Origin of the sequence: Vibrio sp. V38_P2S17PM301 (genome assembly GCF_009904845.1) — a bacterium.
Lineage (GTDB): Bacteria > Pseudomonadota > Gammaproteobacteria > Enterobacterales > Vibrionaceae > Vibrio > Vibrio proteolyticus.
In genome coordinates this window covers 1-22220 of sequence record NZ_WXWO01000033.1, presented here as the reverse complement: position 1 = coordinate 22220, position 22220 = coordinate 1, and the positions used below count along the sequence as shown (strand labels likewise).

The window sequence follows — 22220 nt, the reverse complement described above, 5'->3', positions numbered from 1 at the left end:
GTGGAGTGCTGAGCGATGCATAAATGGATCACATTCCCTCACCGGGAGGGAGTGTGTTCTCGTCAGGCACACGCAGATTTTCCGGAAGAGGCGATTTATGAACGGGAAGCGGGCCGAAGTGGATTCTTCGGCCCAGCGGCCCATTTCCACCATCAGCACGCCCCCACGGGTTGGAGCGAATGGGAAGGCGAGCTACGACCGCGTGCTTTCAATTTTAATCTGGTTGAAACTGCCGCCCAGCACTCTCCATGGGCAGTGCCGGATTTGCTGCACAATGCCGATTGTAAGGTGCGCATTTGGCGACTGGACGAAAAAATGGATTTTCTGGTCCGTAACGCCGACGGGGATGAACTGCTGTTTATCCATCAGGGCCAAGCCGATCTGTATTGTGATTATGGTCATCTGGAAGTTGGTGAAGGGGATTATGTGATGATCCCACGCTCGACCAACTGGCGGCTTGAACCCAAAGCGCCGATGTTCGTGTTGATGATTGAAAATACCGATGCGGCCTATTCTCTGCCTGAAAAAGGGTTGGTCGGCAACCACGCGGTGTTTGACCCTGCGGTGCTTCAAGTACCGTCGATCAACGAATCATTTCGTGCGCAATACTCCGAGGATCAGACTCAGGTTCACCTCAAACGTCACGGTCAGGTCAGCGTGGTGACGTACCCGTTTAATCCATTGGACGCAGTTGGTTGGCACGGCGATTTGGCGGTGGTCAAACTCAACTGGCGAGACATTCGCCCATTGATGTCACATCGTTATCATTTGCCACCCTCGGCGCACACCACCTTTGTGGGGCAGGGATTTGTGGTATGTACGTTTGTGCCTCGTCCGATTGAGAGCGATCCGGGCGCGTTAAAAGTCCCGTTTTATCACAACAACGACGACTACGACGAAGTACTGTTCTACCACGCGGGAGATTTCTTCAGCCGCGACAACATTGAAGCTGGCATGGTGACATTTCATCCGGCCGGGTTTACGCACGGCCCGCACCCGAAAGCATTTAAAGCCGGACGCGAATACAAGAAGAAATTTACCGATGAAGTGGCGGTCATGATCGATACCCGTCACGCATTGAACTTCAGCCCGCAAGCGCAACAGGTTGAAAACAAAGAATACGTCTACAGCTGGAAAGAGCATCCAGAAAAATAGGGATAAGAAATGAAGTTAGCAACCCTGAAAAACAAATCTCGCGACGGCTTGCTCGTGGTGGTAAGCCGCGATCTGAGCAAATGTGTTCCGGTACCGGATGTGGCGGAGAATCTGCAGCAGGCGCTGGATTACTGGCCGCGTGTTGAGTCCCAGCTACAGGAAGTCTATCAGGCGCTGAATGCCGGTGAACTGGTGAATGAGATGCCATTTGACCCGTCGGTGTGTGAATCGCCGTTGCCCCGCGCTTATCAGTGGGCGGATGGTTCCGCCTATGTCAACCATGTTGAGTTAGTGCGCAAAGCCCGTGGCGCGGAAATGCCACCGAGTTTCTGGACTGACCCACTGATGTATCAGGGAGGCTCCGATGCGTTTATCGGTCCTTGTGATGACATACCACTGGGTAGCGAAGAGTGGGGCATCGATTTCGAAGGCGAAGTGGCGGTTGTGACCGGGGATGTACCGATGGGCGCCAGCAGACAGGAGGCGGCGCAGTCGATCCGCTTGTTGATGCTGGTCAATGACGTGTCATTACGCGGACTGATTCCTGCCGAGCTGGCAAAAGGGTTCGGTTTCTTCCAGTCCAAGCCTTCTTCGGTGTTTTCACCGGTTGCCGTGACACCCGATGAACTGGGTGATGCATGGGATGGTGGTAAAGTCAGCTTGCCATTGTTGTCTTTCTACAATGGAGAAGCATTTGGTTGTCCGAATGCAGGGGTTGATATGACTTTTGAATTCCCTGAACTGGTGGCGCATGCGGCGAAAACGCGTCCGCTGTCTGCCGGGGCAATCATTGGGTCTGGTACTGTGTCGAACAAACAAGGGACAGACTACGGTACAGCAATTTCTGAAGGTGGGGTCGGGTACTCCTGTATAGCAGAAGTGCGCATGATTGAAACCATTCGTGATGGCCAGGCATCAACCAGCTTCATGAAATTTGGTGACACCATCCGTATCGAAATGCGGGATCAGGATGGGCACAGTATCTTTGGTGCCATAAACCAAAAAGTGGTGAAGTACTGATGTCCGAACGCACTCTCTATGGTTATTGGCGCTCTTCTGCAGCCTATCGGGTTCGCATTGCTCTGAATCTGAAAGGACTGGCCTATCAGCAAAAGTCGGTTCATTTGGTGAACAACGGTGGTGAGCAACACAGCGCCGAGTATCAAGCGCTGAATCCAAGTCAACTGGTTCCGGTTCTGGTGGATGGTGAGATGGTGCTTAACCAGTCGTTAGCAATTATTGATTATCTCGATGAACGTTATCCCGATTGCCCAATCACACCACTGTTCGGTGAGGCACGTTTTGCAGCCAAGGCGTTGGCTCAGGACATTGCCATCGATATCCACCCTCTGAACAATCTGAGAGTGCTGCAATACTTGACTAACGAACTGTCCGTTGAAGAGAAACAGAAGTCAGTTTGGATTCGTCATTGGATCGAAACCGGCTTTCGGGCTCTGGAGCACAAGTTGGAAGGTCGGGCAGGGCAATACTGCGTCGGTGATACCGTTTCACTGGTCGATGTTTGCCTGGTCCCGCAGGTTTACAACGCGATTCGCTTTGGTATCGATATGACAGACTTTCCGCTGTTAGGTGCCATTGTGGAGCGTTTAAACCAGCTACCGGCGTTCGTTGAAGCCGCGCCGGAGAATCAGCCGGACGCGCAGTAATCTGACAGAATTTCTCTCAACCTTTGCCCGTTAGGTGTCTGCTAACGGGCTTTTTTGACTTTGAGGCAAAGAAACTGAGATCAGACAGGCAGTTACGCGTTGTTATTCGACACAGTATTTGCCTGAGTATGGCGCCTGTGTTTATGATTATGTTACCGAATCACCGGAAACGTGCTGTTTCCCTCAACGTTGAAAAGGAGGTCCCCTATGCATCAGTGTCGTTTGTTCAACGCACGCTTCTTTGCTATAGAGGTTCGCTCAAGAGTTTGTGACTTCGCGCTGCGATAATCCCGACTTGAGCGAAATTTAGAATCTATGACTGCCGCAAGGCAGCAATCAAAAAGAGTTCTCTTCACTCGAGCTCGGAGAATTATTGTCAGCAACTGACAAAGGCGCTTTGCGCCCAAAATTCTTGAGTTTTTATGAGTACTTATCTATCTGCACAATCACTAAGCGTTTCTTTTGCTTCTTCTCCTCTGTTTGAAGAGGTCAGTTTTACCATCAATCAAGGCGACCGCATCGGTCTGATTGGCCACAATGGTTGTGGCAAAAGCACGTTGCTTAAACAAATCAGTGGTGTTGAACAGGACTACAACGGGCAAGTCATCATCGCTAACCGTTGCATACTGGCTTATGTCGAACAACACCTGCCTCAACGTCTGGCGCAGGCGACCCTCATCCAGGCATTAGAGGAGAAAGTCAGCCAAGGTGAAATCTGGCGAGCTGAACAGTTATTGTCTGAGCTGGGCTTTTCAGATTCAGACTGGCACCTGACCGTTGGCAGCCTGAGTGGTGGACAACACATGCGCCTGCTGCTGGCCCGGGCGATCATCAATCAACCGGATCTGCTGTTACTGGATGAGCCGAGCAACCATTTAGACTTACCAGCACTGTTGTGGCTGGAGAACTTTCTGAATCACTGGAAAGGCTCCTTTGTGGTGGTTTCACATGATCAGGCATTGCTTGACCGGGTAACCAATGCTACTTGGATCATGCGAGATCGCACCTTGCATCACTTTTCGATGCCTTGTTCTCTGGCACGGGGCGCTCTGATCGAGCGGGACGAAGCAGATTTGCAGCGTCATGCCAGTGAGCAAAAAGAGATTGATCGTCTGGAGCAGAGTGCGAAACGCCTAGCAACCTGGGGTAAGGTTTACGACAACGAAGATCTAGCCCGTAAAGCCAAAACCATGCAGGCCAGAAAAGAGCGTCTGGTCGAGCAACAAACCCGCCTGACAGACGGGGCTCCATGGACTCTCAGTTTGCAGGGCGATGCGCTGCCGGCCAATCGCTTAATCGATATCGAACAATTGAGTGTTAGGCCTCCACAGTCAGCCGTCCATCTGTTTGATGTCGTCAACAAGCAGGTAAAAAGCGGCGACCGGGTGGCGATCATGGGCAGCAATGGGACGGGGAAATCGTCATTGCTTAAGCAACTCTACAGCTACTATCAACAGCGCGAGACTGTCGGTGTCAAACTCCATCCTCAATGTAAATTGGGGTACTACGATCAGTCGTTGCAACAGCTACAAGATGAGGCAGGGCTGAATGAAGCGCTGAGCGACTTTGCACCATTGAGCGATGATATGCGCAAACAGGCGTTGATTAGCGCCGGGTTTGAGTATCAGCGTCATCAGCAAAGCGTCTCGTCATTAAGTGGTGGTGAGCGTGCCAGGTTGTTGTTTATTGGTTTGACGCTGGCGCGCTACCACATGCTGTTTCTCGACGAGCCAACCAACCACCTGGATTTGGAAGGAAAAGAAGAGTTATTTGAGACCTTGAAAACGTATCCGGGGGGAGCACTGATCGTGAGTCACGACCGACAGCTGATAGAGCAAAGCTGTAATCGGTTCTGGCTGATCCAACATGGCGAGTTAACGGAGTACCTGAGCGTGGAAGAGGTCTATCAGCAATTGCATGCGGATGGTCACGTTGGACGGCAAAGTGACTTCGATCGTTTAGCTGCTTGTCACTCTCCGGTGGAGCCACAACAGGACGATGATGCGTTATTAGAACGTTTGTTGGAACTGGAACAGTTGCTGGAAGACGATAAACGGCGCAAGCCCAAACATCAGAAGCCAGCGCTGCAGGCCAAATGGCAGCAGGAGATTGACGTGATTACTGCACGTCTATAATCAAAAGCCCTGAGTATTATGCTCAGGGCTTTTTTAGTGACGTATGTCAGAAAGTGCTGGCTTTCAGGTTGGCTCCGCTGTAGTTGGAGTACCCTGTCAGCATGACGGAGTAGGTGCCCGGTGAAGCATTGTTGAACGTACAGACTTCGTTGTTCCCACTGAGATATGGGCGGCAATCCCAGTTCTGTTTGCTGGCTTTACTGCCAAACTTCACATACAAGTCCAGATCACCATAGCCACCAGAGGTGGTGATTTGCAGGTTTTTCTGGGTTTCCAGTTCAAACGTATACCATACGTTGCTGCCTCGGCTACCAGACAAATCGGTGACAGGCACGCCATCTTCCAGCTGATTGCCTGGTGTTGGCGTGTCACCGGTTGCGCTGCCCATTTCAATCGCATAAGCAAGGCCTAACTGAGTGAACTTCTTGGCATGAGAGCCGGTTGGATCGGAGTTCGCCAACGTATCTTGAGTGGTGTGAATACGCGGATTGTAATCGTTGAACTTCGACTCAAACGGCATGGCGGCGGGGTAGCCGGCGTTGTGCCATGATGCGTGATCAGAACAGGCGTACCCGCAAGTATCGAAACCGTAAGTCAGACTCGGCAAATACTCGTCCATTAGCTGCGTCAGATATTGAGTGAAGTTGCTGTCAGTGTAATCGGTGATAAACACGACATCTTGGGCAGAACCTTTGTAGTTGGTCATGTCCAGTTGCAGGGCGGAAACCACGTTTTTACCTTCGGATTTATACTGATTCGCCAGATCTTGTGAACCACGCAAGCCGACTTCCTCAGCGGCATAAGCCATGAAGGCAATGCTACGTTTTGGTTGGAAGTTGTTCTCTGACAGCACACGGATCACTTCAGTGACGGCTGCGATACCCGAAGCATCATCATCCGCACCCGGTGCAACACTTTGTTCGTTGGTGTGTGAACCAATGGTCGAATCAAGGTGACCACCAATCACAATCCACTCGTCAGGCGCTTCTGAGCCTGTAATGGTCATAACGACCGACTTTTGGTTGTAGCCTGAGTGAGACACTTGCTTGACGCTGGCATTGGGCAGAGAGGCTGACAGAGCCTGCCATTCGCTGGCTATCCAGTCCGAGGCCTGAGCTCCAGAAGTGGTGGTGTAAAAACGGTTGGTGAAGCTCTCCAGCGAACTGATGGTCCCGGTGATCTGTGACGCGTCAACCTGAGGCAGCCACGCCGTGACGGTCGCCTGCTGTGTAATCGGTGGCATCACGAAGCTGGCTAGCGTAGTGGGCATTGCACTTGCCGCCATCGCACTTTGCGCTGAAGGGTGTACCATGTACCCACCACAGCGATTATGCTCTTCGTGCATATTATGCGAAAGCTCAGCGAGCTGAGCGACATCGACTTGTCCAACCCACACCTGACCACTGCTGGCGACGGAATTCGGAAGAATGGATTCTGCCCCGGACTTCATCACCGTTTGATTGGCGTCCGCACCAATTGAGATCCACACTTTGTCTTCGGCGTAAGCCTGACAAAAAGTGGCGGAAAGAACCATAGCCAGTAACGTTTTGGTATATTTCATTATCTCCTCCCTGGAGTTTTATAAAATCACCAAACCTTAGGATAAAAATGCAAAAAACGAGAATTATTCGTTTTTAATCAATCTGTAACACGCAGTTGTCACAGATATATTAATAACATGAATGTAAACACCGGATACGTTGATCCGGTGTTTTGTTTGGGGGAATTTACCTAATGGCGACGGGGTAGGTAAAGAAAATCAGATGGGCAAAGTTAAACAAGAAGTGTGCGGTCACAGCGACCGATAATCGTCCGGTAAAGTGGAACATCAGGCCATATCCTAACCCGGCCAGCGTAGCGAACAGAACTAGCGTGATGCCGCCAGCGAAATGAGCCAGGCCAAATAACAAACTGGCGACGACCAGCCCTGCGACCCACCCAAAGCGTCGTGTGAGAGATTGTTGGATGAAACCACGAAATAACGCCTCTTCGGCAACACAGGTGAAGAGAAGATTGTTCAGGGCAAATAGCCACCACCAGTCAGGCAGTGTCAGCTCAGGTCGAATTGCCCCGGTGCCAGTGGCAATCGGGAGTAGGACGATCAACAGTGCTGAAGAGGCCAATAAGACTTTCAGGTTGACGGTCTTAGCTTGACCGAGCAACACCGGATAAGCCAATAGCAAGGCGAAAAACACCAAGGGTTTGTCGAGGTTGAGATGCATGTTGAACGGCACACTCTGGGGGCCGCTAACGACACTGTGCAGTACTTTCAGGTTGGCAAAGCCAGGCAGTAAGTGCGCAAACATGGCCAGCGACCAGATCAGCACGAACCCATATGCAATGGCTTTTTTCCAGACACTGTCCTGGCGAGGTGCAAAAAAGGCCACACCCAAACCGATCAGTACAGTAGCTAACGCCTGAAGAGACAGACGCTCTTCCAGCAACGCACCAAAAATCGCAGCGGCCAACAAACCGTAACTGGTTTTGGGCTGGCCAAGCAGCCCAGCCAGTGTTGCCAGCGCTAGTGGTACCCAAATCCAAATGGAAGGCTCTATTATCATGATGATGCACAACCGAGGGTTAACAAACGTTCCGGGTAATCGGTGAAGATAGCATCCACCTTATCCAGATGTTTAAATTTCTCTGCCCGATTGACGGTGTAACACCACACCTGATAGCCATGCTGGTGCAGCTCATCGATGTGTTTTTCCGAGGTCCAGGTGTAGTTCAGGTTACAACTGAAGGCGTTGACTTCGCGCAGAACGTCCCAGTCTTTTTTTGAAAGCCGTTCGCTCAGCACGCCTAAACGGTAGCCTGGACAATGCTGATGCAACTCACGAATAATTCCGTGACTGAAACTGGACAACAGGATCTGCGATTGCGGGAGAGGGCCTTGGTCCAACTGCTCTTTCAATTGGGCAGCGACGCTGGCTACATCGTGACGATCCACTTTGACTTCAATGTTGAGCCCCAGTCCGTGCTCCGCTGCAAGTTGAAGCAGTTCAGCCAGTGTCATGACGGGTTCGCCGGCAAATTGGGCTGAAAACCATTGACCAAAGTCAAACTGCTGTAACTCGGCCAGCGTGTACTGATCAACACGTCCTTTGCCGTTACTGCAACGGTCAATAGTGTGGTCATGACAGACGATCAGGACGTTGTCTCTGGTTGGCTGAACATCGATTTCGACCCATTTCAACCCCATATCGATGGCGGCCTGAACGCTGACGCGGGTATTTTCCGGATAGTGACCGGCCACACCACGGTGACCGACAATTATTGGCGACATAATTATTCCTCACGAGACTGGGCAACCACCAACTCGACCTGATTCAACTGGCACAGGCGCGCGATGTCGATGGTGTCTTCGTCGACAAACATTCTTTGTATTTCAAACAGCTTACCGCTGACCACCGGAGCATAACGCCCTAACTTGGTTTTGTCTGCAACTAACCAACACTGTTCACTTTGTTCAATGATGGCGCGGGTCAGGCTCGCTTCCTCCGGCGTGAAATCCAGTAACTGGCCACCATCACCTAAACCACCCACACCGAAGATACCAATGCGGATATTGAACTGGCGGTAAAAGTGGGTGGCGGATTCGCCAACCGTATCTTCATCCGATGAACGGACGGCGCCTCCGGCCAGATGCACAGCCACATTCGGGTTGCGACTGAGCGTTAAGGCGGCGTTGATGTTGTTAGTGACAACCGTCAGGCCAGGATGATCGAGCAGCGCATGCGCAACATGCTTTGGGGTGGTGCCGATACCAAGAAAAATACTGCTACCTTCGGGCAACTCATCGGCCACACACTGTGCAATGGTTTGTTTGGCGGACAGGTTGAGCATGTCGCGATTGGTAAACGACAGGTTGTCATTGTCACTCGGTAAGGTAATCCCGCCGTGTACGCGACGTACCATACCTTTGTCGCTCAGATCGTTCATATCTTTACGTATGGTTTGTACTGACACGGCGAACTTTTCTGAGAGCAGTGAACTCGATAGCACGCCGTGCGCTTGCTGAAGATAGCTGAGTATCTCTTTTTGTCTGGAAGATAAACTCACGGTAATCCTTCTAAGCTACGGTTTGTTGAGTCAGCGCGAAAGGGCACATACGCTTGCCGTTGTCATCGAACAGGTGCAGGTTGCAAGGTGCGATGTGAAGCGTTAATGGCTGAGCCGTATCAAAGGCCACTTCGGGTGTGACGGCGATGAAAGGTGCCTGTTGTACCTGTCCGTGCACCAACTGGTTAGGCCCAAGCGGCTCAACAACGCTGATATCCAGTGTCAGAGACATGGTGTGTTCTGATGGCGACAGTTCCGCATGCTCCGGACGAATGCCGAGTGTTACGTTACAGTGAGCAACGTCAGCATAATCGGGCAGATAGATGCGCTGCTCGCCAAACGTCAGATAGCCCTTATCCAGCGTTGCGGGGAGGAAATTCATCGCCGGGCTGCCGATGAAACTGGCGACGAACGTGCTGGCGGGTTGGTGGTAGACTTCTGCCGGAGTGCCAATCTGTTCAATATCACCTTGATTGAGTACAACGATACGGTCGGCCAGTGTCATGGCTTCCACCTGATCGTGGGTTACGTAGATGCTGGTTACGCCGAGCTCACGTTGCAGCTTTTTAATTTCCAGTCGCATGTGGGCGCGAAGTGAGGCATCCAGATTCGACAACGGTTCATCAAACAGGAATAACTGAGGGTCGCGAACGATTGCCCGTCCCATGGCGACGCGCTGACGCTGACCTCCGGATAACTTGGCCGGTTTCCTGTCCAGATAGTCTTCAATTTTGAGTGTCTTCGAGACGGAGGCAATTTTGCTGGCGATAGTGGTTTTATCCACACCACGGTTTTTAAGTCCGTACGCCAGGTTGTCGTAAACACTCATATGTGGGTAGAGCGCGTAATTCTGAAAAACCATGGCGATGTCACGCAGGGCTGGCTTTTCGCTGTCTACCCGGCGGCCTCCAAGGTGGATCTCACCGTCACTGATGGCTTCCAACCCGGCAATAGAGCGCAGTACGGAGGATTTTCCACACCCAGATGGACCGACCAAAACGATAAATTCACCTTGTCGGATGGCCAGGTTGATGCCTTTGACCGCTTGATGGCCATTTTCGTAAGTTTTGATCAGGTTCTTAAGTTCTAACATATTCATACGGCTATCCTGAGCGGTGGTTACGATGTTATGTACATTGTGTGTGCTGATGAGGGCGTTACTTTTCACTTTCGACGAGTCCTTTCACAAACCAGCGCTGGAATACAATCACGATCACCACCGGAGGCAGCATCGCCAGAATGACCATGGCAAAGGCATAATCATAGCGGGGCAGGCTGGTTTCATTGATGTTGTTGAGTATCTGTTTGATGCCCATCACGATGGTGTTATAGCTCTCATCGGTGGTCATCATGATTGGCCACAAATACTGGTTCCAGCCGACGACGAACATAATGATGAATATCGCCGCCATCATGGTTTTGGAAAGTGGAAACAGAATATCAATGAAAAAGCGTACGGGTCCGGCATTATCCAGTTGAGCCGCCTCCAGCAGTTCATCAGGGATGGTTTTAAAGAACTGACGAAAGAAAAAAGTCGCGGTGGCAGAGGCAATCAGGGGGAGAATCAATCCGGTATAGCTGTTAAGCATGCCGAGGCTGGATACCACTTCGTAAGACGGAATGATCCGAACTTCCAGCGGCAGTAATAGGGTGACAAAAATCAACCAGAACCACAGGGCGGCATAAGGCAGGCGAAAATAAACCAATGCGAATGCAGCCATCATGGAAATGATGATTTTGCCAATCGCAAAACCCAGTCCCATGACCATAGAGTTGATGATCATCGTTTTCGCGGTCACGTTGCCCGCGAAGCCGAGACTTTTATCCCAAGCTTCCTGATAGATGGACACCAAATGATCGCCAAGCCGCCACTGTAGACCGTCACTGACGATCGTATTAGGATCGTGCGTGGAGCTGGCAAATATCAGCCAGATCGGTGCCAGCATAAACAGAGCCCCGAGAATTAAGATCAGATGATCGGAAAGTTTGTTGGATTTCATGCTCTTTCCTCAGTAATGCACCCGCTTTTCGACAAAGCGGAATTGAATGAACGTCAGGATCAGTACCAACAGAAGCAGCACGACTGATTGAGCCGAGCTTCCACCGAGATCGGCGCCCACAAATCCATCACGATAGACTTTGTATACCAGTGATGTGGTGGTTCCTCCCGGGCCGCCAGAGGTCATGGTGTCGATAACGCCAAAGGTTTCGAAAAAGGCGTACGTCAGGTTGATAACCAGCAAGAAAAAGCCCGTTGGAGCCAGCAGAGGGAAAGTGATGGTCCAGAAACGTTTTGAATCACTGACACAGTCCAGTGTGGCCGCTTCTTTTACGGCATAAGAGATGGACTGCAAACCCGCCAGAAAATAGATAAAGTTGACGGAGACCTGCTTCCATACCGAAACCAGAATCAGGGCTACGCTGGCATAAAATGGGTCGGTCTGAAAGCTGAAATTCCAGCCCAACTGACTGAATAGGTGGCTAAGCACGCCGATGTGCGGATTAAACAAAAAGCCCCCGATGATGCCAGCCACTGCAGGCGCAACCGCGTACACCCAGGTGAGGGTGATTTTATACGGGCCTTGGCCATGCAGCACATTATCGGCTTTGACCGCAAGCAGCAGAGCAATCGCCAGTGAAAGAAATGAAACCACAACGGCGAATAGCAGCGTAAAGCCGATGGAATCTAAGTACTCCGAGGAATCAAACAGCATCTGATAGTTTTCAAACCAGACAAAAACCGATGACATGCCCCATGGATCTTCCAGCATAAAAGAGAGATAAATCGCCTTAGCGGCCGGATAGAAGAAAAACACCGCGATGATAATAATCTGAGGTGCCAGCAGCAGGTAAGGCAGCGGGGTGTGACGAAATTGTTGACGACGTTCCACAACTCATTCCAGGTTAAATCAAAGACAAGCCTGTGACAGACAAAGAAACGGCCTCTACTGATGGGAGCAGAGGCCGGTGGTGGTTAGTTCACCGTGCGGGCAAAACGCTTCAGCAACTTAGTGCTCTCGTTTTCCACTTTATTCAAACCTTGCTCAACGCTTTCACGGCCAGCAAAGATATTGTCGAATTCACGGTGCATCACCTCGCGGATTTGTGGGTAGTAACCCAAACGGTAGCCTTTTGTCCACTTGCCGTCGGTCAGGCTCAGCTGCTTAACACCGACTTCGGCATCTGGTTGCTCTTGATAGTAACCTGATGCTTTAGTGAGCTCGTAGGCGGCCTCAGTCACCGGAACATAGCCAGTGGTTTCGTGCCAGTACTTCTGAGTTTCAGGTTTGGTCAGATAAGCGAAGAACGCTGCTACGCCTTTATCCTGATTGCTGTCATGGCCGTTGAGTGCGAACAGGGCGGCGCCGCCAATAAAGGTATGCGTTGGTTTTTTGGTGATTGATTCCCAGTAAGGGAGGTAGGTCGTTCCTAAATCAAACTTAACCCGATTTCTCAGCCCGCCAAATGAACCGGATGAGCCCATCCACATCGCGACTTCCTGACGTTCGAATGGTGTTTGGTTTGCGTCCCAGTCGCTGCCGTAATACTTGTAGTAACCTTCGTCAGACCATGCTTTTAGTTTTTGGACATGCATCATCATGTCTTTGGTGTTGAACATGATTTTGCTCGACAGTCCGTCGTAACCGTTGTTGTTGTCCGACAGCTGTAGGTTGTGGCGGGATTTGAAGTTTTCAAACATGATCCAAGGCGTCAGAGATTGCGAAAACCCAGCATGCCCTTTGTCGGCCAGCTTCTTCATCACCGTTTCCATTTCTTCATACGTCTTCGGTGGTTCTGCACCCACTTCTTTGAGCAGATCTTTGTTGTAGTAGAGCACCGGCGTTGAGCTGTTAAATGGCATGCCGATCATTTTGCCGTGGTTGTCTGCGTAGAAGTTTCGCACGCCAGACAAGTAATCCTGCGCGTTAAATGAATAGCCAGACTCTACCATGATGTCCTGCACGGGTTTGGCGACATCCTTAGCGCTCATAATGGTTGCGGCACCGGCATCAAATACCTGAAGAATGTTAGGAGCTTCACCTGCGCGAAACGCAGCAATACCAGCCGTCAGCGTTTCTGTGTAGCTGCCTTTGTACACTGGTGTCAGTTTGTACTCTGTTTGCGCAGCATTGAAATCGGAAGCGATTTTGTTCACCGTTTCTCCCAACTGGCCGCCCATGGCATGCCACCAGGTGATTTCCGTCGTTGCCAGTGCTGAACCAGAGATGCTGGCTGCTGCCAGTCCTGCTAACCATAGCTTATTCATTGTTGTTCCCTTTTTTAGTTTCGAACGAGAGTTCTTTTGTTTCGTTTGCTGGCTATCTTGGTGATGCAATGTTTCAGTTCCGTGTTTAAAAAATGGCAAAATCATGAAAGATTTATGGATCGGATGAGTTGGTTCACACTCTGGCGATTGCTTGGCGATAATCGACGCAATAAGTGACTGGCAAACGAAGCTGTAATCCGCATGACTTTCGGTTAATTTTTATCGCAAGTGAAGCACTTAGCTGGCATGATTGAGCAACCATAACCACCGCTGCGCTGGCTCGCTGATGACAGCGAACGCGCGCCTAGAAGAGTGTCTATCTTGAATTCTGAACGTAAAGCTGCCCTGATTCTGGTGGCGACCACCTTGTTGGCTGCATTTGGCTGGATTTTTTCGAAAGAAACTATCCAGGGGCTTCCTCCTTTCGGCTTTATCGGGCTGCGGTTTACTATTGCGTCCTTGTGCCTGTTGCCACTGTGTCTCACCGCTTTGCGCCGTGCCAAACTGAAAGATATTGCGTCAGCGGCCATGGTTGGGTGTTTGTTGAGTGGATCTTTGTTGTGCTGGATTCATGCAATCTCAATCAGCGAAACCTTGGGTGAAGGGGCCTTTATCGTCAGTTTGTCGATGCTCATCGTTCCGATTGTGGCCTGGATACTCTTTCGCGAGCGGCCTAAACGCGCATTCTGGTTTTCAATGCCCGTTGCTGTGGCGGGGCTGGCATCGCTCTCGTTGGCGGGCGGCTGGCAACAGTCGGCAAGTCAAATCTGGTTTGTCGGTTGTGCCACGATGCTTGCGCTGCACTTCAACGTGAACAGTAAATACTCACAGCGTTTACCTGTGTTACTGCTAACCTGCATTCAGTTGTTTGTGACCGGTTGCCTTGCATTGATGGTTTCGTCACTGACTGAGGAAATTCCGACGTCTGTTGCTCCGTCCATTTGGGGATGGTTCGCGCTCAGTACGTTGCTGGCGACCAGCTTACGCTACGTGATGCAAACATTAGGGCAAAAACACAGCCAGCCATCCAACGCCGCGTTAATTATGATCTTAGAGCCAGTCTGGACAGTGATTCTCAGTATCCTCTGGTATGGTGAAATTTTGTCGATGAACAAAATCGTCGGGTGTTCATTGATTCTCCTGTCACTGATTCTCTATCGCACTGACGGACGCTTAATGCGCTTGCGTGGGCAAGCTTCCTGAACGCTCTGATTTTTTGCCAGCCCGCGATTCTCGCGGGCTTTTTTGTAACCAACCGCCCAAAACTTACCTGGCACAGGTTGAGTACCGCCAGTTTATTCGCTAACCCGCCATTTTTATCCTTTCATTAAGTAACACGCTAAAAAATTCATACTTATGCAATTTTCTTTGTGATTGCTCGGTCTTGTAAAAGGCAGGTCAATGAACCAGTTTGCCTGTGCTTAGTTTGATTACCCCAGAGATACCAACAGATAAGGACTTCACGTGACAGAACAGTTGCAGTCATTTTTGACCACAGGAATGCATTCCACGCTGATGCTATTTGTCGGTATTGTTGCGTTGTCGTATTTGCTTGAAGACCTGGCAATCGTCACGGCAGCCGGACTGGCCTCTCAACAACTGACGTCGTATCCGGTGGCGCTATTGGCTATTTTTGTCGGTATTGCCAGCGGCGATCTTGGCTTGTATTACCTGGGGAAATGGTCGCGGCGCGTTCGGAGTCTACGTTATCGCGCGGTAACCAATCGCCATTTTCGTCACCTCAAAGGACGGCTGAGTCGTCATGCGTTTAGCAACCTGTTCGTGATTCGTTTTGTTCCGGGTTTACGAACTGTGGGCTATACGCTCAGCGGCTTCTTTGCCATACCCGCGGGGCTGTTTTTGTCCGCGGTATTGCTTGCGACGGCAGTATGGACACTGCTGGTGTTTTCGGTGGTGTACTGGCTGGGTGTTTCGGTCTGGCAGCAAACTAGCGCTTATCAATGGTTATTGATTCCGCTGGCGTTTTCTGGGTTGGTGTTCGTCAACCGTTTCCTGAATAAAACACTAACAAGAGGGATTTCCTGATGTTAATGCCTGACATTCCATGTATTGAACCGAACCGGATAAACGCGGGTATGCCGATACTGGAGTTGGATACGGGTCGTACGGTGTCACCGTATGAGTTCCTGCCCAGCTGGTTTTTCTACACACCGGTCGTGATGCAGAGCCTGTTGCAGGGCGTCCGCTATTTAGACTGGACATTGCCGCTGATTGCCAATCCGACGATTCGTCTCAGCGGCATGGTTGGGGAGTCGAAACACGATATCCTCAATCTGGCCGGTTCGCATGCCAAACGCTGGATCGCTCCGTTTGTCACACTGACGAAAGATACGCGGTCCATTGATGACCAGCTGCAAGCTGCGCTTCACGCAATGCAAAGTGCGCAGTTGGCATTCCCTGTTGTGGCGAAGCCCGACTTGGGCTGTCGAGGTGTTGGGGTTAAGTTGGTACAAGATGACATGCAACTCAGACACTATATCGAGAGCTTTCCTGATCATGCCCGTTATCTTATCCAACAAAAAGCGCCATATCAGGCTGAAGCCGGGGTGTTTTATGTCCGCTATCCCGGGCAACAGCGCGGACGGATATTCTCCATGACGCTGAAATACGCGCCTTCGGTGATCGGTGATGGTAAACACACCTTGAAGCGCCTAATTGAGCGCTGTCCGAGAGCGGGTCAACTGACGCATCTGTATTTCCCTCGTTATCCGGACAAACTTGATTGGGTCCCCAAGAAAGGGGAAGAGTTCCAGTTAGCCTTTGCCGGCAGCCACAGTCGTGGTTCGATCTTTCGTAATGGCAATCAATTCATTACAGAAGAACTGACTCGTCAACTGGATAAGATCTTTGATGATTTTGACAGTTTCCACTTTGGTCGTCTTGATATCAAATTTGAGGATATTCATCAGTTTATGCGAGGCGAGCGCTTTATGATTCTCGAAATTAATGGCGCCAGCAGTGAAGCCGCCCACATCTGGGACCGCAATACACCGCTACGCGAAATTTTTTCCACTTTGCTGGCTCAGTACCGGATGCTGTTTGATATCGGTGCGCAGCAAAAGCAGCGCGGGCATCAAACGCCAGCATTAAAAGAGCTCTTTCATGCCTGGCGGGAAGAAAAACAACTCACTCAGCAATATCCGGCAACCGACTGACTAAAAGGCGACAACAATGCTTGCACTCTCTAAGACGAATTCATCTAACGCCAGCGTAACCAATCTTCAGCCTGCATCGGTACGAGGCTGTGTTGAAACACTGGAGCAAGGGTATGCATTTCTTCATCACCTGGAGGACAATGACTACACTCATGTGGCTCAGCCCCACCTTTGCAGCTCAATTGGTCAGCACTACCGCCACTGGCTGGATATCTTCCATGCTTTGCAACACACACAAGAAGGGGTGGTGGATTACAATCAGCGCCGGCGAGGGCACCACGTCGAAACGTCACGTCAGGCCGCGATGAAAGAGATCGAACATCTGATCGATTGGGTCTTGCACTGCTCGCCGAAAGCGTTGCACGCACCTGTCACCGTGATCTCTGAGGTGTCGCTTAGTGCGAGTGAAAGCATCGCTTCAGTGTCAACGTTTGAGCGTGAACTGACGTTTGCAGCGCTACATGCCAGCCACCATTTTGCCATGGCGAAGGTAGTGGCTAGTTTGCTGGGCATCAAGGCTTACGAGACATTTGGTCTCGCGCCGGCTACGGCGTCATTTTATCGGGGGCAATGACGATGTGTTCTGTATCTTGGTTAGTGGATCGTAACGGTTATCAGGTGTTCTTTAATCGTGATGAACAAAAGTCGCGCGCACTGGCGTTGCCACCACAACAGCTTAACATTGATGGGGTGGAAGTATTGATGCCCATTGATCCCCAGGGAATGGGAAGCTGGATCAGTCTCAACGAATACGGCTTATCTCTCTGTTTGTTGAATAATTACCAAGGCATTGTCCCTGATGGCGAGCTCGTCAGTCGCGGCCTGTTATTGCGTCAGCTGGCGTCGAATTACAGCGTGCATGGCGTTATTCACGCGTTCAAACAACTGGAACTTCGCCAGTTTGCACCATTTTCTCTGCTGGTGTTCGACCCCGAACTCACGCCTGAACTGCGAGCTGTGATGGCGTTGGAATGGGACGGTACTCAAAGCCGGATTCAAGCGACGGACTCACCACTGTTTTCATCTGGTGTTGATCTGGTTGCGGTTCGCGATTACCGGCTAAGCATCTATCAGCATCTGACATCGGAAGAGATGAGCGAAGAACAACTGCTGAAGTTCCACACCCAGCATCATCCAGAATATTTACACATGTCGACCTGTATGCACCGAAAAGACGCGCACACGGTCAGTTTTACCCACCTCGCAGTCACCAGCGACGATACGTCAATGGCCTATGTTGCCGGATGTCCGTGTCTGCACTTGACCCGACATGCGCTTATGCAACACCGGTATCGCATTGTCGGGCGGGCATCGCTGGTCTCTTAACAAAGGAAGTCAGTTATGAAGAAGTTTATCATGATGGCACTGCTGCTAGTGAGCAGCAGCGTTTGGGCTGAAGATCCCATTTATACCGGTTTTTTCAGTAACAAAGCATTGGACGGTTATGACACCGTAGCCTATTTTACCGACAATAAACCCGTGAAAGGTAAGTCAGAATTCTCGGTGGAGTATAAAGGTGCAGACTGGTATTTCGCCTCGGAACAGAACCTTAAACGCTTTCAGGCTGCCCCGGAAAAATACGCACCTCAATATGGTGGCTATTGCGCCTGGGCGGTATCGGCAAAGAACGATTTTGCCCCTGGAGACCCGAAGTATTGGGCGATTGTGGATGACAAGCTCTACCTCAATTACGATAAAGCGATCAAGCAGCGTTGGGATGAAAAACGTCAACAACACATCAAGCAGGCAGATAAAAACTGGCCAGCATTGATCAAATAGGGAATGGTCATGAGTTTTCAACTAAGTAAGCATCTACCAGCGCTGTTTATTGCGTTTGTCTTCATTCAATCGCTGTTTTTCAAGTTTACCGGTTCCTATGAAACCGATCATATTTTCGGCACGCTGGCGGAATGGTCTGGTTTGGCTTGGTTCGGGACTTACGGTGGCTACTTGATTGGCATCGCTGAGTTGATTGCTTCGATTTTGCTGTTCACCCGTTTCCATGGGCTGGGCGCTCTGATGGCGGTCGGAATCATGTCTGGCGCTATTTTCTTTCATCTGTTCACGCCACTTGGTGTCATCATGCCTGCGTTTGATGACACCGGTAAGGTGGTGGGCGATGACGGCGGCTTATTATTTGGCATGGCTTGCCTGGTTTGGCTATGTGCAGCTTTTTTGGCGCTCAGAGACTGGCGTTCAGACAAAGGGTTTTTGTATAAACTGACTCACAAGGAGGCCTGAGATGATACACAGTCCGTTTCGTTTGCCACGTTATACGCCCTTTGGTGTCGGAGAGTCGATGCTCGAATGGGCGACGGGGCTGGCTAAGCTGGATAAATATTATCAGCAGCGTCCGAAAACAGAGACCAGTTTTGAATTCATGCGTTACACGCTCGACGTTCTGAATATCGATTACCAACTAGCGCAGGGCACCACGTCCGATATCCCGAAGCATGGGCCGGTGGTGATTGTGGCAAACCACCCGCTGGGGGCTATCGAAGGAGTGATTCTGGCGGATCTTATTGGATCGGTACGCAATGATGTGAAAGTTCTGGCCAATCAGTTACTCAAACGCCTGCCAGAAATTGAAGATTTGTTTATTGGTATCGATGTTTTTGTCAGAAAAGACGCGGCGCGAACCAATGCGAATGCGATTCGTGAAGCACACCGGCATCTGGCCCTGGGGGGAGTGTTGGTCGTCTTTCCTGCCGGGGAAGTATCGACTTATCATCAGGGCGAAACGGGGTTATCGGACATTGAATGGAGTCAGTCCGTGGCGAAATTTGTTCGTCGTAGTCAGGCAGTAACGGTGCCGGTTTTTATCGATGGTAGCAACAGTCGTTGGTTCTACCGCGCTGGCCGCGTTCATCCTTTGCTTCGTACTGCCATGCTAGGCCGTGAGTTGCTGAATAAAAAAGCCTCAACTATTAATATCTCTATTGGCAGCCCAATTGCGTATTCAGAAGTGAAAGGATTTGAAAACGATGCGGATCTGGTCAGTTACTTTCGTCTCAACACCTATTTGATGGGACGACAGACTGAGCAAATGAAAGACTATACTGGCGCGTATGAGACGCCGGTCATGACCCAAGTCGATGTAACATTGCTGGAAGCGGATCTGGCGCAGTTACCACCAGATGCGCTACTGCTCAGTCAAGGGGAGTTTGATGTGTATTGCACACACTCTCAGCAGATTCCCAACATGATGCGTGAAATTGGTCGGGTCCGCGAAGTCAGTTTCCGTTCCGTGGGTGAAGGCAGTGGTTTGGCATGCGATCTGGACGAGTACGATTTACATTATCTTCAACTGTTTGTCTGGAACCGAGACCATCAGGAGCTGGTGGGGGCTTACCGTTTGGGACGGGTAGATCAATTGCTTGATCAAGCCGGCATTGAGGCGTTGTATTCACGTAGCCTGTTCCGTTATGACCAGGCGTTCATTGATTCGCTCGATCAAAGCCTCGAAGTCGGTCGTTCGGTCGTTTCAAAGAAATATCAGCGCAACCTCAACTCCTTGCTGTTGCTGTGGAAAGGAATTGCCACGTTTGTTTATCGTCATCCGCAATACACCCATTTGTTTGGCCCGGTTAGCATCAGCAACGACTACAGTCATCAGGCGCGTCAGTTAATGGCGGCAACGTTGTCCATTCATCATTATGATCAGGATAAGGCCAGTCTGGTTCAGCCGAGTGTGCCCCTGAGTGATAAGGAACCGGTATTTTGGCAAACGGGTATGTTGTCTGCGTTAGCCAATGTGTCGTTGTTGTCTAAAGTGTTGGCACGTATGGAGCAGGGAAAAGGGCTGCCGGTGTTGTTGCGTCAGTATCTGGGGATGAACGGGAAACTGGTGTGTTTTAACGTCGATCCGACGTTCAATAATGCTCTGGATGGTTTGATTGTGGTCAATTTGAAAAACGTACCGCTCAAAACGCTCGGAAAATACATGGGGCGAGAGCAGGCGGAGCAATATCTGACGGAAGAAACCGCACTGTAAACTAAAGGGGGACAGCTTGAGGCTGCCCCCTTTTTCGTCAGGCGTTAAGTGCCTGTTCCAGATCGGCAAGAATATCGTCAATATGCTCAATCCCGACCGAAAGACGAATCATCTCTGGTGACACTCCAGCCTGTTTTTGCTCTTCAGCACTCAACTGACGATGCGTGGTCGACGCAGGGTGACAAGCGAGAGACTTGGCATCGCCAATATTCACCAGTCGCTTAAAAATCTGCAATGCATCGTAAAAGCGTACACCGGCGTCATAGCCTCCTTTGAGGCCAAATGACAGTATGGCCGATGGTTTGCCCTTCATATATTTCTCGGCCAGAGGATAGTAGACCGAGTCTGATAACCCCGCATAACTGACCCAACTGACCTGTGGATGCTGTTGCAAATACTGGGCAACTTTGAGGGCATTGTCAGTGTGGCGTTCCATTCGTAGTGGCAGAGTTTCCAGCCCTTGCAGCAGCATAAAGGCGTTCATGGGAGACAGCGTCGAACCGGTGTTGCGCAATGGCACGGTTCGGGCGCGACCAATGAAAGCGGCAGGGCCAAACGCTTCAGTGTAAACAACGCCATGGTAGGAAGGTTCTGGACGGCTGAAGACTGGAAAGCGTTCCTGATGGTCTGCCCATGGGAACTGACCGGAGTCGACAATAATGCCACCTAAGCTTGTGCCGTGTCCGCCGACGTATTTGGTCAGTGAGTGGACTACAATGTCGGCACCAAATTCGATCGGTTTGCAGAGCGCCGGCGTGGCCACCGTGTTGTCTACGATCACAGGTACGCCAAGAGCATGAGCTTTTTCGACGATCCCCGATAAATCCACAATATTACCCGCCGGGTTGCCAATGCTTTCGCAATAGATCGCTTTGGTGTTGTCGTCAATCAGCTCTGCCAGGCTTTCCGGGTGATCATCTTTTGCAAAGCGCACCTCTATGCCTTGTTTGGGCAGCATATGAGCAAATAGTGTATAGGTGCCGCCATACAGCTGAGGGGTGGAGACAATATTATCGCCCGCCTCAGCCAGCGTCAGAATCGCATAGTTAATCGCAGCGCTTCCGGCGCTCACTGCCAGAGCTGCAACTCCTCCCTCTAATGCCGCCATGCGTTTTTCCAGTACGTCATTAGTGGGGTTCATGATGCGAGTATAAATGTTGCCTGGTACCTCCAGATTGAAGAGATCCGCACCGTGTTGTGCGTTGTCAAACTCGTAAGCGACCGTCTGATAAATCGGTGTGGCGACTGACTTTGTTGTTGGATCGGTTTCATAACCAAAATGAATAGAGAGCGTTTCGTCTTTCATAACTCGTCCTTGATGCATATTCGTCAGTAATACCTTAATCGTCATTGTCTTGCCCTTCATCTACATGAGAAAAAAACTGAGATCCTGGCCGGAATATGTGTCGAGCATATGGGAAAATCTATATAGGTATTTACGATTGGTTTTTTATTATTGATAGTTGGAATCTAATGTTTCGTTTTTGAATTTCATTTGATATTGATTCTCATTTGCGTTGGTCGTAATCTTTTCTCATACCCTTGAGGAGAAAGTCTTATGAATACCTCGACCATCACAATCCGTCCGCCTTCGGCAAACATGCATTGGTCTTTGAAGCTCAAACGTAAACTTATGTTGTTGGGGCCGGCGTTTATCGCTGCAATCGGTTATATCGACCCGGGCAACTTTGCGACCAACATTGAGTCTGGCGCAGCATTTGGTTATCAATTGCTGTGGGTTGTGCTGTGGGCCAACCTTATGGC

The 22220-nt window shown here is 50.5% G+C and carries 21 protein-coding genes and 2 pseudogenes; 14 read left to right on the top strand and 9 right to left on the bottom strand.

What is annotated here, in order from left to right; genetic code table 11:
• The first annotated feature begins 15 nt into the window (after positions 1-15).
• The 4 genes from CAG64_RS07710 to CAG64_RS07695 all read left to right on the top strand — a co-directional run bounded on the left by CAG64_RS07710 (position 16) and on the right by CAG64_RS07695 (position 4957).
• Entirely contained in the window at positions 16-1155 is a 1140-nt protein-coding gene (locus CAG64_RS07710) for a homogentisate 1,2-dioxygenase (RefSeq protein ID WP_021703414.1), read from the top strand.
• Between the two features lie 9 nt (positions 1156-1164).
• Positions 1165-2175 carry a fumarylacetoacetate hydrolase family protein gene (locus tag CAG64_RS07705; RefSeq protein WP_161457969.1) on the top strand — a complete coding sequence of 337 codons (1011 nt, stop codon included), beginning with the start codon at positions 1165-1167 and terminating at the stop codon, positions 2173-2175.
• Positions 2175-2822: a maleylacetoacetate isomerase gene (gene maiA / locus CAG64_RS07700; RefSeq protein ID WP_161457970.1), complete on the top strand. Its 648-nt coding sequence runs from the start codon at positions 2175-2177 to the stop codon at positions 2820-2822. Before CAG64_RS07705 ends, maiA begins: the two co-directional genes overlap by 1 nt.
• Positions 2823-3244: 422 nt before the next feature.
• Complete coding sequence (locus tag CAG64_RS07695) at positions 3245-4957, top strand: ABC-F family ATP-binding cassette domain-containing protein (RefSeq protein WP_161457971.1); 1713 nt, start codon at positions 3245-3247, stop codon at positions 4955-4957.
• Between the two features lie 46 nt (positions 4958-5003).
• Here CAG64_RS07695 and CAG64_RS07690 read toward each other — a convergent pair whose 3' ends face one another.
• The 8 genes from CAG64_RS07690 to CAG64_RS07655 all read right to left on the bottom strand — a co-directional run bounded on the left by CAG64_RS07690 (position 5004) and on the right by CAG64_RS07655 (position 13286).
• The gene (locus tag CAG64_RS07690) at positions 5004-6518 is read right to left on the bottom strand and encodes a M28 family metallopeptidase (RefSeq protein WP_161457972.1); all 1515 of its coding nucleotides are present in this window, start codon (positions 6516-6518) and stop codon (positions 5004-5006) included.
• 166 nt (positions 6519-6684) lie between these two features.
• Complete coding sequence (locus tag CAG64_RS07685; protein WP_161457973.1) at positions 6685-7518, bottom strand: CPBP family intramembrane glutamic endopeptidase; 834 nt, start codon at positions 7516-7518, stop codon at positions 6685-6687.
• Positions 7515-8243 (bottom strand): glycerophosphoryl diester phosphodiesterase, encoded by a 729-nt coding sequence (locus CAG64_RS07680; RefSeq protein WP_021703408.1) that lies wholly within the window; start codon positions 8241-8243, stop codon positions 7515-7517. Before CAG64_RS07680 ends, CAG64_RS07685 begins: the two co-directional genes overlap by 4 nt.
• A 2-nt stretch (positions 8244-8245) precedes the next feature.
• Entirely contained in the window at positions 8246-9019 is a 774-nt protein-coding gene (locus CAG64_RS07675) for a DeoR/GlpR family DNA-binding transcription regulator (protein WP_021703407.1), read from the bottom strand.
• A 10-nt stretch (positions 9020-9029) separates the two neighbouring features.
• Complete coding sequence (ugpC, locus tag CAG64_RS07670) at positions 9030-10112, bottom strand: sn-glycerol-3-phosphate ABC transporter ATP-binding protein UgpC (protein ID WP_161457980.1); 1083 nt, start codon at positions 10110-10112, stop codon at positions 9030-9032.
• A gap of 64 nt (positions 10113-10176) precedes the next feature.
• The gene (gene ugpE / locus CAG64_RS07665; RefSeq protein ID WP_161457974.1) at positions 10177-11019 is read right to left on the bottom strand and encodes a sn-glycerol-3-phosphate ABC transporter permease UgpE; all 843 of its coding nucleotides are present in this window, start codon (positions 11017-11019) and stop codon (positions 10177-10179) included.
• A 9-nt stretch (positions 11020-11028) separates the two neighbouring features.
• Complete coding sequence (locus CAG64_RS07660; protein WP_161457975.1) at positions 11029-11910, bottom strand: ABC transporter permease subunit; 882 nt, start codon at positions 11908-11910, stop codon at positions 11029-11031.
• 83 nt (positions 11911-11993) lie between these two features.
• Complete coding sequence (locus CAG64_RS07655) at positions 11994-13286, bottom strand: extracellular solute-binding protein (protein WP_161457976.1); 1293 nt, start codon at positions 13284-13286, stop codon at positions 11994-11996.
• 318 nt (positions 13287-13604) lie between these two features.
• Here CAG64_RS07655 and CAG64_RS07650 point away from each other — a divergent pair, with 318 nt between their 5' ends.
• From CAG64_RS07650 to CAG64_RS24080, 9 genes and pseudogenes are all read left to right on the top strand, one after another.
• Positions 13605-14489, top strand: a complete 885-nt coding sequence (locus CAG64_RS07650) for a DMT family transporter (RefSeq protein WP_040902177.1) — start codon at positions 13605-13607, stop codon at positions 14487-14489.
• 297 nt (positions 14490-14786) lie between these two features.
• On the top strand, positions 14787-15332 hold the full coding sequence (locus CAG64_RS07645; protein WP_161457981.1) for a DedA family protein: 546 nt from the start codon (positions 14787-14789) through the stop codon (positions 15330-15332).
• Entirely contained in the window at positions 15332-16462 is a 1131-nt protein-coding gene (locus CAG64_RS07640) for a D-alanine--D-alanine ligase (protein WP_161457977.1), read from the top strand. The genes CAG64_RS07645 and CAG64_RS07640 overlap by 1 nt, the downstream gene beginning before the upstream one ends.
• A 16-nt stretch (positions 16463-16478) precedes the next feature.
• Entirely contained in the window at positions 16479-17036 is a 558-nt protein-coding gene (locus CAG64_RS07635) for a hypothetical protein (RefSeq protein WP_161453941.1), read from the top strand.
• 2 nt (positions 17037-17038) lie between these two features.
• A complete protein-coding gene (locus CAG64_RS07630) occupies positions 17039-17788 on the top strand; it encodes an NRDE family protein (RefSeq protein WP_161453940.1) in 750 nt (249 codons plus the stop codon).
• Positions 17789-17803: 15 nt separating this feature from the next.
• On the top strand, positions 17804-18241 hold the full coding sequence (locus CAG64_RS07625) for a YHS domain-containing (seleno)protein (RefSeq protein ID WP_161453939.1): 438 nt from the start codon (positions 17804-17806) through the stop codon (positions 18239-18241).
• Between the two features lie 9 nt (positions 18242-18250).
• Complete coding sequence (locus CAG64_RS07620) at positions 18251-18703, top strand: hypothetical protein (RefSeq protein WP_161453938.1); 453 nt, start codon at positions 18251-18253, stop codon at positions 18701-18703.
• A gap of 1 nt (position 18704) precedes the next feature.
• Positions 18705-19499, top strand: a pseudogene (locus CAG64_RS24085) (lysophospholipid acyltransferase family protein); the annotation flags it as partial.
• 108 nt (positions 19500-19607) lie between these two features.
• Positions 19608-20456: pseudogene (locus tag CAG64_RS24080) on the top strand (GNAT family N-acetyltransferase); the annotation flags it as partial.
• A 37-nt stretch (positions 20457-20493) separates the two neighbouring features.
• Here the strand turns inward: CAG64_RS24080 and CAG64_RS07610 are convergent.
• On the bottom strand, positions 20494-21762 hold the full coding sequence (locus CAG64_RS07610; RefSeq protein ID WP_021703394.1) for an O-acetylhomoserine aminocarboxypropyltransferase/cysteine synthase family protein: 1269 nt from the start codon (positions 21760-21762) through the stop codon (positions 20494-20496).
• Between the two features lie 294 nt (positions 21763-22056).
• On the opposite strand from CAG64_RS07610, the gene CAG64_RS07605 reads away from it, so the two are divergent.
• Positions 22057-22220 (top strand): divalent metal cation transporter (locus tag CAG64_RS07605; protein ID WP_202602285.1); only part of this gene is annotated, 164 nt, incomplete at its 3' end.

Excerpts from the sequence above, each read along its gene's own strand:
- CAG64_RS07710 (WP_021703414.1), top strand. The coding sequence starts at position 16 with ATGCATAAATGGATCACATTCCCTCACCGGGAGGGAGTGTGTTCTCGT.
- CAG64_RS07705 (WP_161457969.1), top strand. The coding sequence starts at position 1,165 with ATGAAGTTAGCAACCCTGAAAAACAAATCTCGCGACGGCTTGCTCGTG.
- maiA (WP_161457970.1), top strand. The coding sequence starts at position 2,175 with ATGTCCGAACGCACTCTCTATGGTTATTGGCGCTCTTCTGCAGCCTAT.
- CAG64_RS07695 (WP_161457971.1), top strand. The coding sequence starts at position 3,245 with ATGAGTACTTATCTATCTGCACAATCACTAAGCGTTTCTTTTGCTTCT.
- CAG64_RS07690 (WP_161457972.1), bottom strand. The coding sequence starts at position 6,518 with ATGAAATATACCAAAACGTTACTGGCTATGGTTCTTTCCGCCACTTTT.
- CAG64_RS07685 (WP_161457973.1), bottom strand. The coding sequence starts at position 7,518 with ATGATAATAGAGCCTTCCATTTGGATTTGGGTACCACTAGCGCTGGCA.
- CAG64_RS07680 (WP_021703408.1), bottom strand. The coding sequence starts at position 8,243 with ATGTCGCCAATAATTGTCGGTCACCGTGGTGTGGCCGGTCACTATCCG.
- ugpC (WP_161457980.1), bottom strand. The coding sequence starts at position 10,112 with ATGTTAGAACTTAAGAACCTGATCAAAACTTACGAAAATGGCCATCAA.
- ugpE (WP_161457974.1), bottom strand. The coding sequence starts at position 11,019 with ATGAAATCCAACAAACTTTCCGATCATCTGATCTTAATTCTCGGGGCT.
- CAG64_RS07655 (WP_161457976.1), bottom strand. The coding sequence starts at position 13,286 with ATGAATAAGCTATGGTTAGCAGGACTGGCAGCAGCCAGCATCTCTGGT.
- CAG64_RS07645 (WP_161457981.1), top strand. The coding sequence starts at position 14,787 with ATGCATTCCACGCTGATGCTATTTGTCGGTATTGTTGCGTTGTCGTAT.
- CAG64_RS07640 (WP_161457977.1), top strand. The coding sequence starts at position 15,332 with ATGTTAATGCCTGACATTCCATGTATTGAACCGAACCGGATAAACGCG.
- CAG64_RS07635 (WP_161453941.1), top strand. The coding sequence starts at position 16,479 with ATGCTTGCACTCTCTAAGACGAATTCATCTAACGCCAGCGTAACCAAT.
- CAG64_RS07630 (WP_161453940.1), top strand. The coding sequence starts at position 17,039 with ATGTGTTCTGTATCTTGGTTAGTGGATCGTAACGGTTATCAGGTGTTC.
- CAG64_RS07625 (WP_161453939.1), top strand. The coding sequence starts at position 17,804 with ATGAAGAAGTTTATCATGATGGCACTGCTGCTAGTGAGCAGCAGCGTT.
- CAG64_RS07620 (WP_161453938.1), top strand. The coding sequence starts at position 18,251 with ATGAGTTTTCAACTAAGTAAGCATCTACCAGCGCTGTTTATTGCGTTT.
- CAG64_RS07610 (WP_021703394.1), bottom strand. The coding sequence starts at position 21,762 with ATGAAAGACGAAACGCTCTCTATTCATTTTGGTTATGAAACCGATCCA.